The organism is Flavobacterium aerium (assembly GCF_030766725.1).
GTDB lineage: Bacteria > Bacteroidota > Bacteroidia > Flavobacteriales > Flavobacteriaceae > Flavobacterium > Flavobacterium aerium.
This window is the reverse complement of record NZ_JARQWR010000002.1, coordinates 328,369-344,170: the sequence shown is the minus strand read 5'-3', so window position 1 is coordinate 344,170 and position 15,802 is coordinate 328,369. Positions and strand designations below refer to the sequence as shown.

Below are 15,802 nucleotides of genomic sequence, written 5' to 3'. Positions count from 1 at the left end.
TTTATCTGTAATTTACTAAAAAGTTATAATGTGATTTTAATATCGAATTTACAGTCTTTTCTAAGGAAGGTTTTACATCTTGATAACCCTCTTTTAATTTTCCAGAAGAATTAAAATAATCTGTTATTTTTGATTGAATCAATTTATTCTCAATGTAAATTTCTTTTACCTGAAATATAGCAGTATAGGTGTTATCATTTAAAGTGAATTTTAAAGTGTATTTTATTTTATAATCATACGTTTCACCAAGATTTCTATAGAAAAAAGCATCATCATTAAAAGCCGTAATTAAGATGGTTCTAGAATCTAAATCCTGAATATCTGCTTCACCACGATAATAACCCGATACCCATTCTTTCGTCTGTTTAATAAAATTTTCTGGGGATTTATTAATTGGCGTATCAATGGGATCAAAGCCTTTTGGATTCAAAGTAAGCTTTGGTTGTGCAACTGCAAGATGAGACAAAAATAGTGTGGTAAGTAGTATAAAATACTTCATCGGAAAAGAGTTATGTTATTTAACAAATATAAAAAAAATGGGAGGGAAACCCTAGTTTTTTCCTGTCGCAATAGTATCTATTCTAATCTATCCTAAAATACGTATAAATATTTTCTAAAATGAGGTTTTTATCCCTCAAAATTATTTCATTAATCCTTTTTAGTCAATTATCTTTGCCCCAATGAAACTGATATCCTATTATCTCGCGGCTATTACAGCCTTTATAATCTGGGGACTATTAAGCTTAGTTCTAAAGCCTCTTCATAATTATCAATCCCTTGACATTCTATTTTATAGAGTATTTTTTAGCGGAATTCTACTGTTTCTAATCAATCTTTTGTTTAGAAGGAAAATCATAAAAGCAGATGTCAATCGTCTGAAAAAAATGACCGCTATAGAGAAACGACGTATATTATTATTAACATTAAGTGGCGGATTATTACTTACGACTAATTGGTTTTGTTTCATCTATGTAATGAATCATGTAAGCGTGAAAGCAACCTCTTTAGCTTACTTAGTTTGCCCAATTATGACTGCTGTTTTGGCTAACTTCATTTTGAAGGAACGCTTAACAAAATGGCAATGGACTGCTATAGGCGTCAGTGTTATCAGTTGTTTAATTCTGTCCTTCAACAACTTAACTGATTTACTGTATAGTCTTGTTATTGCTGTTACCTATGCACTTTATCTTGTAAGTCAACGTAAAAATGGAGAATTGGATCGATTTTTCTCCTTGACCATTCAAATTCTTTTTGCAGGGCTTATCATATTACCATTTTACCCAAGTTTTAGCGCTGCATTACCTACAGAACCTATGTTTTATGAATTGGTTGTATTAATAGCACTAGTATTTACAATCTTGCCATTATTATTGAACTTATATGCTTTAAAGGAGATTAATTCTTCTACCGTAGGAATTTTACTTTATATCAATCCTATTATAGCCTTTATGCTGGCTATTTTTAAATACCATGAGCCAATAAATTCAACTCAGATTATTGCCTATTCAATGATATTAGTTGCAATCGCTTTATTTAATATTCATCATTTAAAACGCAAAAGAAAAGAATTACTTATTTAATTAATATGCTATGGGAATTTTAGAAAAACATATTTCTGTACCGAAAAAATTTGAAGATGTTTTTTCCCATATCTATTATACTGAAAACAATACTGACCAAACCTTAGACAAGAAATTAGTCCCCGATTTACAAGCCATTATAGCCTTTAGTTTGGGAAATAATATCAACTTGTCAATAAATGAAACTGAAGTCCTTGCAGTCGATAAATACCTTATACTAGGACCTATTAGACAGACACTTTCCTACCAATTGCAACCTGGTTCAATATTATTAGTGATCAATTTTAAGTGGGATGCTTTTTATCGTTTCTTTGGACATTCACTAGCCTCCTATACCGAATTCATTAAAGATCCCGATCAACTTATTAATGATACTTGTTTTACTGATTTATGTATTCAAATTAAGAAGATGGGTACTTTGACAGAAAAAATAGATTGTATTTTGGATTTTTGTGAACCTTATCTACGTGATCGTACACCTGGATCTATTCCATTGATGAATCAACAAGAAAACAACATTAGTTCTATAAAAAGTATTGCAGCAGAAAAGGGCTATAGTGAGCGCACAGTTCAGTTGAATCACAAAAAGTACTTTGGGTACACTGCCAAAGAACATGCCCGATACCAGCGCTTTAAAAAAGTAATTGATCTTATCACTACACTTCAAAAAACAAATCAAGAGATAGATTGGTTGGACATTGTTACTACTTGTAATTACTATGATCAAAGTCATTTAATCCACGACTTTAATCATTACCTTCAACTTTCCCCTAATCAGTATTTAAAATTACAAGAACAACTCTGTGTAACTAAATTACCGTAATTGTCATTTCGTTTTCTTACAATTCTATCCAAAAGGCAAGATTTAACTTTGCTGAAACAAATTAAAAGTAAACGTTATGAACCATCTTATTATTTACGCACATCCGAATACAGAAAGTATTAATCATTTCATTAAAGAAACAGTCTTAAGCACCTTAAAAGTACAAGGTCATGTTGTTGTAGTCCGTGACTTATATCAGTTAGGTTTTAATCCTGTACTTTCTTTGGAAGATATAAAAGGACAATATAGGGGAGAAGTAGGTCATGATGTCGCTAAGGAACAAGAATATATTCGTTGGGCTAATTCTATTACTTTCATTTATCCGATTTGGTGGACTGGACTTCCAGCTATAATGAAAGGATATATAGATCGTGTTATGACGTATGGCTTTGCGTATCGATATGATCAAGGAATCCAAAAAGGATTACTCACTGGAAAGCAAGCTTTTATTCTTAATACACAGGGTAAATCACATGAAGAATACAAATCCATAGGAATGGATACAGCTTTACAATTAACTTCCGATCGTGGAATATTTACTTATTGTGGATTTGATATAAAAAAACATCTCTTTTTTGAGAAAGCGGATAAAGCTTCAAAAGAAATAATTGAAGTTTGGGCAGATGAAATAAAAGAAACTTATATGAATGCCTCTACTGCATTAGTAGGTAAAATCAAGTGAGACAAAACAAACGGGAAAAACCAAAAGAAATGGTCTCATAGACTGATAAGACCATTTCTCACCTTTAATCAAAACTTATATTCATACTTAACTAATCTATTTATTCTTTGGCCTTTTCAAAACTTAGATTAATATCGTTACCATCATTTGATGCAGCAATATAAGTACACTCTCCAGAAGGAAGGCAACCTAATCCACCCACACCATTTTCATCTTTTATTCTTTTATATTCTCTCGTGTCTTTCCAAACTGGATTAACTACTAATAATTCAGGGCTTTTATCTTTTTGTGGTAAATATGTAATAGCATCGGAATTAAAATATAATATATCCTCTGGTCCACCACTGCTAAAATTTATCTCATCAATATTGTAGAATTTGTTTCCTTTTTTATATTGATAACCAGTACCAGCCACCCAATTAATTTCCAATGGCTTACTATTGAATTCATATCCGCCATTTCCATTATAAGTCGTAGAAATTGCAATATCTGAAGTACCTTTTAATTTTATTTTTACTTTTTTATGAGCTGCAAATACTCCAATAGGTGGATTTACATATACTTTAAATGCTGGAATAATTGTTGATTTCTTATCACCACTAGCGGAATCTAATTTAGTATTTGAGCTCAATCCATTTTTATTAGCCTCTTGTTTATTGCAAAAAGTAAAACTTGTGAATAGGGCTACGACTAAAAGACATTTCAAAAAATTGTTTCTCATAAGAACTATTATTTAGATTAATACTACTATTATTTTAAGAATGTATTCAAATGCTTCAGCATTCCTTATAAAGACATAATTTGTCTTTTTCAGTTCTATAAAGATAATAATTATTTTATTAAATTATTAATCAATATGAATAAATTATAAAAAATAATATTAAAATAAGTTAATATAATAAACATATAAACCAAAAACACTTATTTTATTAAGTAAAACAATTTTCAGAAAATAAAGAAAAAATTAAAACGAGACTGCTATGATTTCAAGGCTAATTTTGTTAAATTTATAATCTGATACAAATTATTATGGCATTTATAGATTATTATAAAGTTCTTGAAATTGATAAAAAAGTAACAGAAGCTGATATAAAAAAGGCCTATAGAAAATTGGCTCGAAAATATCATCCTGATCTGAATCCCAATGATACAGAAGCAAATAAAAAATTTCAACAAATCAATGAGGCAAATGAAGTCCTAAGTGATCCTGAGAAACGAAAAAAATATGATGCTTATGGTGAAAACTGGGAGCATGCCGATCAGTTTGAATCTGCACGCCAATCACAATCAAGTCAACAACGTTCCCAATCCAATCCTTTTTCTGGATATGCTTCAGGAAATTATGAAGGAGAAGATTTTTCAGATTTCTTTGGTTCTATGTTTGGCGGAGAATCCCGTAGAGCGAGTAGTGGAGGTAATGTAAAATACCGTGGACAAGATTATCAGGCTGAACTACAGGTTACCTTACATGACATTGTTAAGACGCACCAACATACCTTAGCTGTTAACGGAAAAAATATTCGGATTACTGTTCCTGCGGGTATTGCAAACGGGCAAGTCATTAAATTAAAAGGACATGGTGGCCCTGGTGTCAACAATGGACCTAATGGAGATTTATACATCACCTTTGTTGTTACTGAAGATCCTGTTTTCAAGCGTTTGGAGAATGATTTACATCTCGCCGTTACATTAGATCTATACACTGCTGTATTAGGCGGTGAAATCATGGTCGATACTCTTGATGGTAAAGTAAAACTAAAAGTGTTACCAGAAACGCAAAATGGGACAAAAGTTCGCTTAAAAAATAAAGGGCTTCCTGTTTATAAACAAGAAGGGAAATTTGGAGATTTATTCATTACCTATACCATTAAAATTCCAACGAACTTATCCGATAAACAGAAAGAATTGTTTCAAGAATTAGCAAAATCATAACTTAAAAAGAAGATTCCATGTCAGTAGAATATATCACTATCAAAACGTACAGCGTACATTATAATATTGATCCTTCTTTTATTATTTTATTAGAAGATGCAGGGTTAATTGAACTTACAATAATTAATGGCGAAAAATCAGTACACACGGAACAATTTGTAATGCTAGAACGTTATGCACACCTGCATTATGATCTTAATATCAATATTGAAGGCATAGATGCAATCCAGCATCTTGTACAAAAAGTAATAAGCATGCAAGAAGAAATTAATACTCTGAAAAACCAACTAAACTTCCATACCATAAAGGAATAAAAGTTTACCCGTCTATAACGATTCAATTAAAATAAAAAGGTCTATCACCTGATTGTACTCAGAGTGATAGACCTTTTATCATTAAATAAATTATCTTATTTTTTTACAATATTTCTATTGACCATTCGAAAGAAACGAGAAGTTAAGAATACCGACATTGATGTTAATCCCACAATAAATCCAATCCATATTCCTGCTGGTCCCATTTTGAAATTAAACGCTAGTACATATCCTACAGGTAAACCAATTACCCAGAAAGCAATCGCAATAAGGTAAGTTGGAATTTTTACATCTTTTATACCACGTAATAAACCTGCTGCAGTAGCTTGTGTACTATCTGAAATCTGAAAAATTGCCGCCAAAAAGAGTAATGTACCCGCTACTTTCACCACTTCTACATTACTATTAAAAAGCAAAGGCAACGATTTATTAAATAAAATCAATATTAAGGCACACAAAACACCATAAGCCAAAGCAATCAATAAGGTACTTTTTCCAATCACAGCTATTTTATCCCATTTTGAACGCCCAAAGGCATTACTCACACGGATAGAACCGGCCTGCTCTAATCCCATTGAGAACATAAACATAAAAGCAACACAGCTAATTGCAATAGAATGAGCAGCTTGTTCAATAGCACCAATTGTACCTACTAAAATTCCTGATACAGCAAATGCTCCAGCTTCCATTCCTAATTGAAAACTACTTGGAATACCAATATGAAGTAATTCTTTAATTGTGTTTAATTTAATCTTCCATTGTTTTTTGCGTACTGCAATATAACGTTTGAAATAACCATGTCTAAAAATGATAATTCCTAGTGTAATAAATAATAAACTTCTAGTAATCAAAGTTCCTAATCCTGCACCCATAAGCTCTAGACGAGGAAAACCTAAATTCCCATAAATCAAAAGCCAATTTAAAAATACATTTACGGGCAATCCCACTAAGGATAATATCATGGCTATTTTTGTAAATTCTAATCCATCCGTAAATTGTTTTAAAGTCATAAAAAATAACATTGGAACAATCGAAATGGCCATCATTTTCATAAATGGAACAGCTAATGTAGCTACCTCAGGATCTTGTCCTAAATGAAATAGAATATCACTTCCAAAGAATAAAGCTCCCGATATGATAACTGCAATTAAAGCACAAAGGAAAAATCCATTAAAGAAAAAATGAGATACCCTTTGCCCATCACGCTGGCCATGTGCCATCGAGACCATCTGGGATACCGATATGGTAATACCTATTCCAAAAACAAAGGGAATATGTAAGGTGTTAAATACTAATGCTGATGCCGCTAATTGTTTATAGCTTATCGCGCCTACCATGGCTGAATCGATCAAATGGAGGGCCATTTGGGCTAATTCTCCAACAATGATAGGGAATGCCAAACGAATTGTTTTTTTAGCTTCCGTTTTCATACTAAATGTTATGTAAAATGATTTTAATAAATGCTCGGCAAAAGTCCATATTCTCGAGCATTCTACAATATATTATATAACCGAAGCAACCAAATTAACTACTGAAATTATATGGATTTGAGCATCTATATCTTACTGATCCAACCATTTCTTAAAGAAACTAGCCTTCACTTTGCTAATCAAAATATAATCTTTTGGTCTTTTTTTAAGGATAATTTTTAGTTTACCATTAATAGCATTCGTGATACTGTGAATGCTTCCTAAGCTTACGATATACTGCCTATTTGCCCGAAAGAAAATTGCAGGATCCAATTGATCTTCCAGTTCTTCCAGGGTTTGACTAATCACATCGGTAGCTCCATTGGCAATAACAACATGTGTGATTTTAAATTCTGAATAAATAAAATCTACGTCTGTTACCTGAACCGTTTTATAACCGTCCCGAAACGGAATTAAAAAGCGACTGCGATATTGTTTGTTTTGCCCTTTAAAAAAGTCCAACATATTCAGAATGGCTTCTTCTGATTTATAGTAGGTTTTCACCCGGTCTAACTTATCCAGCGCATCACTTAATTCGGTAGGTTCAATGGGTTTTAGTAAATAATCTAAACTGTTTACTTTAAAAGCATCCAGCATATATTCATCATAAGCCGTAGTAAAAATGATAGGCGTTTTAATCTCAACTTCAGAAAATATTTCAAAAGATAATCCATCAGAAAGACGAATATCCATCAAAATTAAATCAATCGTTCTGTTTGTTTTCAGGAAGGCTATACTTTCAGTAATCGTAGGTAATACCCCGATTATATCAACTTCTTTACGGATTCCTTTTATAATTTTCTGTAGACGATTTGCATTATGCTCTTCATCTTCTATGATTAAAACTTTCATATAATAAAATTACATATTTAATACGGGAAGTTGAACAATAAACTGCGTTCCAGTAACAATAATTTGTGGTGCTTTTTCAGATAATATTCGATAGCGACTTTTAATGTTTTCCAAACCTATTTTAGAAGTATGAGCGCTAACTTTCATCTTTTGAAGATTATTAGCCACAATAATATGATCATCATCACTCATATAAATACGAATATGCAATGGATTCGAATTCGTTGCAATATTGTGCTTAATCGCATTTTCAATGAGTAATTGCAAAGTAATAGGGAAGATACCCTTATTAAAATTCTTCTTCGGAATATTAATTGTAATATTTATATTATTACCATATCGTATCTGAAGGAGATAAATATAAGCTTGGACAAATTTAATTTCTTCTTCAATAGGCACTACATTCTTTTTCAGATTCATAATCATGTACCGATAAACGCGGGATAAATTATCCAAAAACAAATTGGCTTTCGATTGATTTTTAGTAATCAATTCCGAAAGTGTACTGAAATTATTAAACATAAAATGAGGATCCAATTGCAAACGCAACGATTCCAATTCCGATTGCATCGCAATTTCTTTTTGAGAAATCGCATTAATCTCAAATTCTGCTGCTTCTAGAACAGAATTTTTCCATTTTGTAATCAGATAATTTACAATATGAAATATACTGACTAAAACGGATAAAAATAAGCTCACAAAAATAAACTGCCAATCCTCAATTTTTTGCAATTGGGATTTTGCATGCAAATCATTTGTTGGATAAATCCGATCAAATAAATAAATCAATAATTGTAGTAATAGAACAACAACAATAATTTGAATGAATATCTGAACGAAAAAACGTTTTATAGCATGATTCAACCAAGGAATTTTTCGATCCAACCAATGCGCTGTAATTAAACTTGATTCTGTAACAATAAAACAAAATGAAAGTACGAGCATCCATTCCATTATTGGTAGAGAAAAACCATTATTAAAATAATTTTTCCACCAAGAACTATAAGGATTGACCAAAAACAATAATAAGTAAAAGCTAATGAACGACAAAGGAATCGTTATAGCTCTAAAATAATTATTGAAATTGTCTTTTGTCTTGCGGATCATAAAATAGTATGAATTCTGTATTTGTAAAAATAGTCGTTTTATACAAAAAAAATCTTCCCAAAAACAACTGAAAATAATAGTGCAAATATCTATTATTAAAAAACATCATACTGAAATTTCAGTCGCCAATATAGATGTTTCGGTAATATAATTTATTGAAATAGGGCACAAATTATAGAATTTTGCTCTCAAATAAATTGAATGTCATGAAAATTATATCCGTAAGAGAATATCCAGAATATAAAAAAGACGTTATTCAATACCTTCAAAACAGTTGGTCAGATACACTTCCTGTAGTGTATGAAGATTGCCTCGATCACTGTATAAAAAGTTCAGATCCATTGTCTCTTTGGTATTTGGTAGAACATGAAGGAAGTATACTAGGTTGTGCAGGGCTAATTGCAAGTGATTTTACGAATGAAACCGATTTTTATCCATGGAAAGGGGATAATACAATCGTGAATCCACTCGATTCCGTTTTATTAAGCAAAGCAAAAGAGTATACGTTAAAAGCAGGTTTTGAATACCTCTATTTATGTACCGATAATACCTGTTGGGTATTATAATTATAACACTATAAAACGATACACCATGAAAATTATATCCGTAAGAGAAAACCCAGAATATAAAGATATCACAATCAAATACTTTCAGGATAGCTGGCCTGAAGTATCTGCTATTATGTATGAAGATTGCATTACCCATAGCATCACATCCTTAATGCCTTTACCACAATGGTATTTATTAGAAAAAGACAATGAGATTATTGGCTGTGCAGGGCTTATAACAAATGATTTCATCAGTAGAGGAGACCTATATCCTTGGATTTGTGCCTTGTATATTGACGAAAATCACAGAGGAAATTCGTATGCTTCATTATTAATTGATAAAGCTAAAGAAGATACTTTAAAAGGAGGATTTGAAAACCTATACTTAGGAACAGACCATGTAGGTTATTATGAAAAACATGGTTTCCATTACATTGCTCAAGGATACCATCCTTGGGATGAAGAATCCCGTATTTATGGAATTAGTGTAAAATAATTAAAATTTAGAGGAAACCTTTTCACAATAAAAGCATCTAAAGAATATAATATGAACAGTACTAGAATATATGTAGATTTTAATGAACTGATCGATATGGATATCGTTCTGTTATCACAAGAAGACACAAAACTGGATGCCGAGGGGAATTCAATTCTACTCTATGAAGGAAAACCAATCAACATCTACCAAGATAATACCGAAGATGACATGGTAAATAACCTTGTAGCCAGTGGAGTAGTAGAGAAAAATAATTCGGGCGTGTTCCCAATTTCAAAATGGGTTTGTCGGATTAACGAGAAAGGGATACACTTAGAAAGTGAATTATAATGTAAGTAACTCAAAGTAAAAAGGGTTTAGTTTATTGAAAAACTAAACCCTTTTTCAGTTTAAAGAATAATAAATTATTACTTTATTTCCATCTAAATCTATCTATGATTTAATTCTAGATTAATTTATTATTGGAATAAAACTTACAAATTAATAGGGTATTTTTAAAAAATAAAAGAAATAATAAATATGGGAGATTGGAGTCGACAACCATGGGGAAATGATGAAGCTGCAGATTGGTTTCACAAATTTTGGAAAATTAAAGATTTTACTATTCTAATTAGTGAAATAGAAGATTTTGATCCAACAGAAGAAAAATATGATTCCATCCGAGCAGCAAGCTATCTGTTACAAACTCTCGGTATTGTTTATGTTTGGCCATCGGAACACCTTGAGGTGTTAAAACCATTATTAAACAAAGCCATTACGATATTGACACATATGGTTAATCCGCCTAATGATGATTGGGGATTTTTAGATATGTGGGGGAATGATCCAGCAGTAATCTATTCTGTTAAAGAACAAATTACATTACTAGAAATGAGAATAAATGATTTAGTTTAACAATGATTAATGGGTTATTACCGTTGAATCTGACGTTTCTATTGGTGTTTTAATATAACGTCTTCCAATGACTAGAATTAATAAAGCAATCAGCGATGAACCAGCCATAACTGCAACCATAGGTACTGTAGAAGGCGTTTTAAACAAACTAATGATTACCGAAGCTAATGCTCCTAAAGCCATTTGTGTAGCTCCCATTAATGCAGAAGCACTTCCAGCATTTTTTGCAAATGGAGCCAAAGCCAATCCTGCACAATTAGGATTAGAATATCCTAAACTACACGCAAATAAAAATATCATTGCAATAGTTCCAAATAATCCAAACCAACCATTTATCGCACCAATTAGAAATACAGCACTCACAGTAAATTGTGAAATTAAGGCTGCATAGACCATTTGCTCACTCGTAAATCGTTTTAATAATAAACTATTAATCTGGCTTGATCCAATCAATCCAACTGATAGGAAAGCAAAAACCCAACCGTATTCTTTTTTACTTAAATCAAAGATTTCCATAAATACAATTGGCGATGCCGCTACATAGGAAAATAATCCTGCAAAAGCCATTGCTCCCGTAAAAGCATAGGTAAAAAATTGCGGCTCCTTAAGTACCGTTATAAAGTTCGTGATAATAGGTTTTGGTTTTAATGAAATTGTAGTGTCTGGTTGGTATCCATTAGGCAATCCAAATCTAGAAGCCAGTAATAATAAAAGTCCCATACAAGCTAATACCATAAATACAGATTGCCAACCTAAATCCGAAATAAGATAACCACCTACAGTAGGCGCTAACATAGGAGAAAGACCTAATACCAACATTAATAAAGCAAATATTTTAGGACTGTCTTTCACAGGAAATAAATCACGTACCATTGCTACAGCTGCAACAGAAGCAGCACAACTCCCTACTGCTTGAATAAAACGTAGAAAAATTAAGCTTTCAATTTCCCTTACAGCAATACAACCTAAAGAAGCTAAGATATAGACTAATAAACCAATATATAATGGTTTTTTTCTTCCGAAACGATCCAATAATGGGCCATATAATAATTGACCAGCCGATATTCCAATAAAGTAACTGGATAGTGATAATGAAACTTGTTCTGTAGTGGTTCCTAAATCCTCTGCAATAGCAGAAAAACCAGGTAAATACATATCAATAGAGAAAGGTCCTAAAGCCGTTAATAAACCTAAAATAAGAATTAACGTCCAATATCTTTGCTGTGTCATTTTGTATAGAATTGTACCCAAAGGGCATACTTAAAAAAGAGCGCAAAGATAGGTAATTATTTCCCGTGCATAAATCTTAAAATCAGATTCTTTATGAAAACTTAATAGATGCTATTTAATAGCTTAACATCTTAGTTTTAATCTTTTATTTTATGCATCTAAAAAATGCATTAAATACATAAAAATACACTTTATATTGTGTTTTTTTAATAATAATTCAACAAAAATAGCAATTAAATGATTTATTATTGTTATATTTAGTTTTTAATCATTTAATTTAAAACTATGAAAGACTCATTATTAGAAGCTTTTAAAGCCAAAGGGAAAAAAATTGATTTATCATTGGTAAAAGGAGGGAGAACTGCCCCTTCAATGCAATGGCATTGTACACAAACATCTGTAGGAAGTGATGATTATTCGACACCTGATGAGTGTACTGACTGTCCACCTTATTTTTTTTCTGACATCCAACATTAATTTATAACCAAGAAATATTCAAATTGAATATTTCTTGGTTAATTTTCATTTTTATGGTTATAATCTTTTCCGAAACAACCGATTTATCTACTAATCAAGTTATTGATTGGTTAATATTTAATAATACAAAATACATAAGATATAATGAAGCTAAATCATACTACAAACAGTCATTATTAGATAAAAGTTATTCTTATAAAATTGGAGATAATATTTTTGATCATTCTATTGAAAATTCTAATCAAATTAAATCAATTTGGTTCAGAAGACCTTACAAAGGTATAAATGACATGTTTGAAATTATCCCGACAAATGGATTAATTCCGTTTAAAAAACTAGAATCCAATCTAAAAAATCACTATACAATTTTAAAAAATTTAATAATAAATTCACTTTTAAAATATAGAACTTTAGGTTCTTATGAAACTATTCAGCTTAACAAACCAATTGTTTTATCAATTGCAAAAAATGTTGGATTAAAAATACCTAATACCATTATTACAAATGATTATAAAGAATTAAGAAGGTTTTATATCCAGAATAATAATAAAATTATCACTAAGGCATTGTCCGAATCATTTCGGTTTGACCCACCTAATGAGGGTCATTGGATATCCAATAAAACTGTATTAATACAAAATATTAATCAAAGTCCAAAAAAATTTGCTACATCATTATTCCAAGAATACATTGAAAAAAAATATGAATTAAGAGTGTTTTATCTTAATGATAAAATATTTTGCTCTTGCATATTTAGCCAACTAAATACAAAAACGAAAATTGATTTTAGAAACTACGATAAAACAGTTCCAAATAGAATTGTTCCATACAATTTACCCTCTGATATTATTCAAAAAATTATTAGACTAATGAAAATACTAAATCTTAATACTGGTTCTATCGATTTATTAAAATCACACAATGATGAGTATATCTTTTTAGAAGTAAATCCTGTAGGTCAATTTGGATTTATCTCAGAATCTTGTAATTTTTATTTAGAAAAAGAAATAACAAACTATTTAACTAATGACAGAAAATAAAATAAAGTTCAAAGAAGATAGTAATACTCCTTTCTCATATCATTATTTTGAATTGGAAAAAAAAGATCAAAAAAATATGCTTTATATAACATCTAGTATGGAATATTATGGCACTCATTTTATTAGAGATGAGTATAAGCCTGCAAGCCGAAATTCTCTTTTTATTCATTCACAAAAAATAAAACTTAAAGATCAATGAATTATTTTTTATTATATACAGATTGTATTCTAGTAAAGGGAATAAAAGAAAGCTTAATCATAGATTTACAAAGACATCAAGTTATTCCAATACCAAATTTATTATATGAGATTTTAAATGTAAATCTTTATGATAATAAAGTAAATGCAGTAAAAAAAATATTCAATTCAGAATATGATTTAGGCATAGATAAATACTTCAATTATCTAGTAAAGGAAGAAATTGGATTTTATACAGATACACCAAAGGCGTTTCCTAAAATTAATTTAAAATTTGAATTACCTTTCCATGTTTATTCATCAATTATAAATCTAGATAACACTACTAATTTTAATTTGAAAGATGTTTTAGGAGAATTATTATCCCTAGGTTGCCAAATAATAGAATTAAGAATAAATAATAAAATTGAGATTAATTATTTAAAAACCACATTAAATTGTATTAAATCGAGTAGATTAAAATCATTCGAAATCATCATAAAAAATTCTGATTATTATAGTGAATATGAACTAATAGAACTTGTTGATTTTGACTTAAGAATCTCAATTACAGCGCTATCAAGTATAGGTATATCTAATATAAATGAACGATTATTCTTCTCAACGGACACCATGTATGATCTATCAACAACAAAATACTCATCTGAATTATTTGTCTTGAATATGAAGTTTTTTACCGAAGCACAAAAATACAACACCGCCTTAAATAAAAAAGTTTGTATTGATTCCTTCGGTAATATAAAAAACCATATTTCACATGATACTGTCTTTGGAAATATTAATCAAGTGAGTATAACAAAAGTAATCTCAAAAAATAATTTTACTGAAAAATGGAAAATTAATAATGATCATATTGAAGTCTGTAAGGATTGCCAATATCGATACATCTGTTTCGATGATTCTGATATTATTGAGAATAATGGTAAATATAAAAAAAAAGAAACATGCTCTTTTAATCCCTATACAAATCTATGGGAAAATAGCATATCTAATTAACCTCCATAAACTGTTTATTAATAAGAATCTGATCTTCTAGATTCCATATTATATTCCAGCGTTTTGCATATTTTTCAATAGAGTCTAAACCAACTGATAATCTTCGCTCATTAATTTTGGCTGGATCTTCTACAGCAAATACATAATGCTTCCCTGATTTTTCATCTATTCGAATTTGTGAGCCATATTTTTGCATTTTATTTTCATACATCTTAATTCTGTCGGATAATAATGCTACAGCTTGTGGACTTGCTTCTTCATTTAAAACAGCTTCTTCAAGTAATGGAAGGTATTTTTTCTGTGGTTCAAGATCTGCATGCTGAATTATTAAAAATGCCGCACTGGATGCAAATTTACCTACATCAGACTTTTTGGGCCATCCATTAACCCTGATCATTTTTTCTAAATCAGCTACGTTTTCTAAGTTTAATTTATGCTTAATATTCCATAAAGAATCTTTCATATATATCGTTCGACATTTTTGATTTTGAATTTCTGTTAAGGAATAATAGGCCTGGTCTTTTATATACATTTCCCATAATTTCGTTGTCATTTCAACATTTTTAAATCCTTTAAATTTCTTTTTGATCTTTTCAATTTGATTTCTTTTTAATTGATCCCATCTAGTATCATTGAGAAGATTAATATAATCTGGATTACATAATGCCATGGGTGTAGAATCGCTTACAATAGCTTTATCTAAATAATAAAAACTAGAATCTTTATTATTTTTCATTGCATATAATGAAGCAAGTCTATATAAGTTTTTTTGGTTTAAAGAGTCTTCTTTATTTATAATTAATGAAGTTTTAAGAGCTTGAATATAACAACCTACAGCGAGGTCGTTTTCTACTTCTTGCTTCAGCAATTCAATATTTTTTGACTTTAGAGCATCATCAAAATTTGTTTTGCAAGATAAAAACAAAACTGAAATCATAATAATTGTAAACCTAAAATAAACCATAATAATGAGCTTTAATTAAAAACTCAATATAAGAAGAAAAGCAAAATATAAAGCTTTAAAAAAGCTCAATTTTAAATTTTGATACCGATTTTTATAGCAATGATGTAGAACCTAATCGATTTAGTGATTCAAGATGTTTTTATGTTTTAAGAATATGTATATAGCGCATAAAAATGATAAGAATACTATTTTTGATAAGA

At 30.1% G+C, this 15,802-nt stretch carries 20 protein-coding genes; 13 read left to right on the top strand and 7 right to left on the bottom strand.

Features of this window, described 5'->3' with window-relative positions:
- Position 1: 1 nt before the first annotated feature.
- Positions 2–499, bottom strand: a complete 498-nt coding sequence (locus tag P6733_RS04135) for a hypothetical protein (protein ID WP_306350341.1) — start codon at positions 497–499, stop codon at positions 2–4.
- 181 nt (positions 500–680) lie between these two features.
- On the opposite strand from P6733_RS04135, the gene P6733_RS04130 reads away from it, so the two are divergent.
- The 3 genes from P6733_RS04130 (at position 681) to P6733_RS04120 (ending at position 3,085) form a co-directional block, all read left to right on the top strand.
- A complete protein-coding gene (locus tag P6733_RS04130; protein WP_306350340.1) occupies positions 681–1,580 on the top strand; it encodes an EamA family transporter in 900 nt (299 codons plus the stop codon).
- Between the two features lie 10 nt (positions 1,581–1,590).
- Positions 1,591–2,403 carry a helix-turn-helix domain-containing protein gene (locus tag P6733_RS04125; protein WP_306350339.1) on the top strand — a complete coding sequence of 271 codons (813 nt, stop codon included), beginning with the start codon at positions 1,591–1,593 and terminating at the stop codon, positions 2,401–2,403.
- 76 nt (positions 2,404–2,479) lie between these two features.
- Positions 2,480–3,085, top strand: coding sequence for an NAD(P)H-dependent oxidoreductase (locus P6733_RS04120; RefSeq protein WP_306350338.1), 606 nt, complete (start codon positions 2,480–2,482; stop codon positions 3,083–3,085).
- Between the two features lie 100 nt (positions 3,086–3,185).
- Here the strand turns inward: P6733_RS04120 and P6733_RS04115 are convergent, their stop codons facing one another.
- Positions 3,186–3,806, bottom strand: coding sequence for a hypothetical protein (locus P6733_RS04115; protein WP_306350337.1), 621 nt, complete (start codon positions 3,804–3,806; stop codon positions 3,186–3,188).
- Between the two features lie 308 nt (positions 3,807–4,114).
- On the opposite strand from P6733_RS04115, the gene P6733_RS04110 reads away from it, so the two are divergent.
- Entirely contained in the window at positions 4,115–5,017 is a 903-nt protein-coding gene (locus P6733_RS04110; RefSeq protein ID WP_306350336.1) for a J domain-containing protein, read from the top strand.
- 17 nt (positions 5,018–5,034) lie between these two features.
- Positions 5,035–5,331, top strand: coding sequence for a chaperone modulator CbpM (locus tag P6733_RS04105; RefSeq protein ID WP_306350335.1), 297 nt, complete (start codon positions 5,035–5,037; stop codon positions 5,329–5,331).
- A 95-nt stretch (positions 5,332–5,426) separates the two neighbouring features.
- On the opposite strand, the gene P6733_RS04100 is transcribed toward P6733_RS04105, so the two are convergent.
- The 3 genes from P6733_RS04100 to P6733_RS04090 form a co-directional block, all read right to left on the bottom strand.
- Entirely contained in the window at positions 5,427–6,761 is a 1,335-nt protein-coding gene (locus P6733_RS04100) for an MATE family efflux transporter (RefSeq protein WP_306350334.1), read from the bottom strand.
- Positions 6,762–6,893: 132 nt separating this feature from the next.
- Complete coding sequence (locus tag P6733_RS04095; RefSeq protein WP_306350333.1) at positions 6,894–7,652, bottom strand: LytR/AlgR family response regulator transcription factor; 759 nt, start codon at positions 7,650–7,652, stop codon at positions 6,894–6,896.
- Between the two features lie 9 nt (positions 7,653–7,661).
- Positions 7,662–8,759: a sensor histidine kinase gene (locus P6733_RS04090; RefSeq protein ID WP_306350332.1), complete on the bottom strand. Its 1,098-nt coding sequence runs from the start codon at positions 8,757–8,759 to the stop codon at positions 7,662–7,664.
- Positions 8,760–8,965: 206 nt separating this feature from the next.
- Here P6733_RS04090 and P6733_RS04085 point away from each other — a divergent pair, with 206 nt between their 5' ends.
- The 4 genes from P6733_RS04085 to P6733_RS04070 all read left to right on the top strand — a co-directional run bounded on the left by P6733_RS04085 (position 8,966) and on the right by P6733_RS04070 (position 10,697).
- Complete coding sequence (locus tag P6733_RS04085) at positions 8,966–9,325, top strand: GNAT family N-acetyltransferase (RefSeq protein ID WP_306350331.1); 360 nt, start codon at positions 8,966–8,968, stop codon at positions 9,323–9,325.
- Between the two features lie 25 nt (positions 9,326–9,350).
- Positions 9,351–9,803 (top strand): GNAT family N-acetyltransferase, encoded by a 453-nt coding sequence (locus P6733_RS04080; protein WP_306350330.1) that lies wholly within the window; start codon positions 9,351–9,353, stop codon positions 9,801–9,803.
- A gap of 51 nt (positions 9,804–9,854) precedes the next feature.
- A complete protein-coding gene (locus P6733_RS04075; RefSeq protein ID WP_306350329.1) occupies positions 9,855–10,133 on the top strand; it encodes a hypothetical protein in 279 nt (92 codons plus the stop codon).
- Positions 10,134–10,322: 189 nt separating this feature from the next.
- Complete coding sequence (locus P6733_RS04070; RefSeq protein WP_306350328.1) at positions 10,323–10,697, top strand: hypothetical protein; 375 nt, start codon at positions 10,323–10,325, stop codon at positions 10,695–10,697.
- Positions 10,698–10,703: 6 nt separating this feature from the next.
- Here the strand turns inward: P6733_RS04070 and P6733_RS04065 are convergent, their stop codons facing one another.
- On the bottom strand, positions 10,704–11,927 hold the full coding sequence (locus P6733_RS04065) for a multidrug effflux MFS transporter (RefSeq protein WP_306350327.1): 1,224 nt from the start codon (positions 11,925–11,927) through the stop codon (positions 10,704–10,706).
- 285 nt (positions 11,928–12,212) lie between these two features.
- On the opposite strand from P6733_RS04065, the gene P6733_RS04060 reads away from it, so the two are divergent.
- From P6733_RS04060 to gwsS, 4 genes are read left to right on the top strand one after another with little or no spacing between them, the layout of a single operon-like run.
- Positions 12,213–12,404: a hypothetical protein gene (locus P6733_RS04060; protein ID WP_306350326.1), complete on the top strand. Its 192-nt coding sequence runs from the start codon at positions 12,213–12,215 to the stop codon at positions 12,402–12,404.
- Positions 12,405–12,457: 53 nt separating this feature from the next.
- A complete protein-coding gene (gene gwsG / locus P6733_RS04055; RefSeq protein WP_306350325.1) occupies positions 12,458–13,444 on the top strand; it encodes a grasp-with-spasm system ATP-grasp peptide maturase in 987 nt (328 codons plus the stop codon).
- On the top strand, positions 13,431–13,643 hold the full coding sequence (locus P6733_RS04050; protein ID WP_306350324.1) for a hypothetical protein: 213 nt from the start codon (positions 13,431–13,433) through the stop codon (positions 13,641–13,643). Before gwsG ends, P6733_RS04050 begins: the two co-directional genes overlap by 14 nt.
- Entirely contained in the window at positions 13,640–14,638 is a 999-nt protein-coding gene (gene gwsS, locus P6733_RS04045) for a grasp-with-spasm system SPASM domain peptide maturase (protein ID WP_306350323.1), read from the top strand. Before P6733_RS04050 ends, gwsS begins: the two co-directional genes overlap by 4 nt.
- Here gwsS and P6733_RS04040 read toward each other — a convergent pair.
- Positions 14,631–15,575 (bottom strand): DUF6624 domain-containing protein, encoded by a 945-nt coding sequence (locus P6733_RS04040; protein WP_306350322.1) that lies wholly within the window; start codon positions 15,573–15,575, stop codon positions 14,631–14,633. The genes gwsS and P6733_RS04040 overlap by 8 nt on opposite strands.
- Between the last annotated feature and the right edge of the window lie 227 nt (positions 15,576–15,802).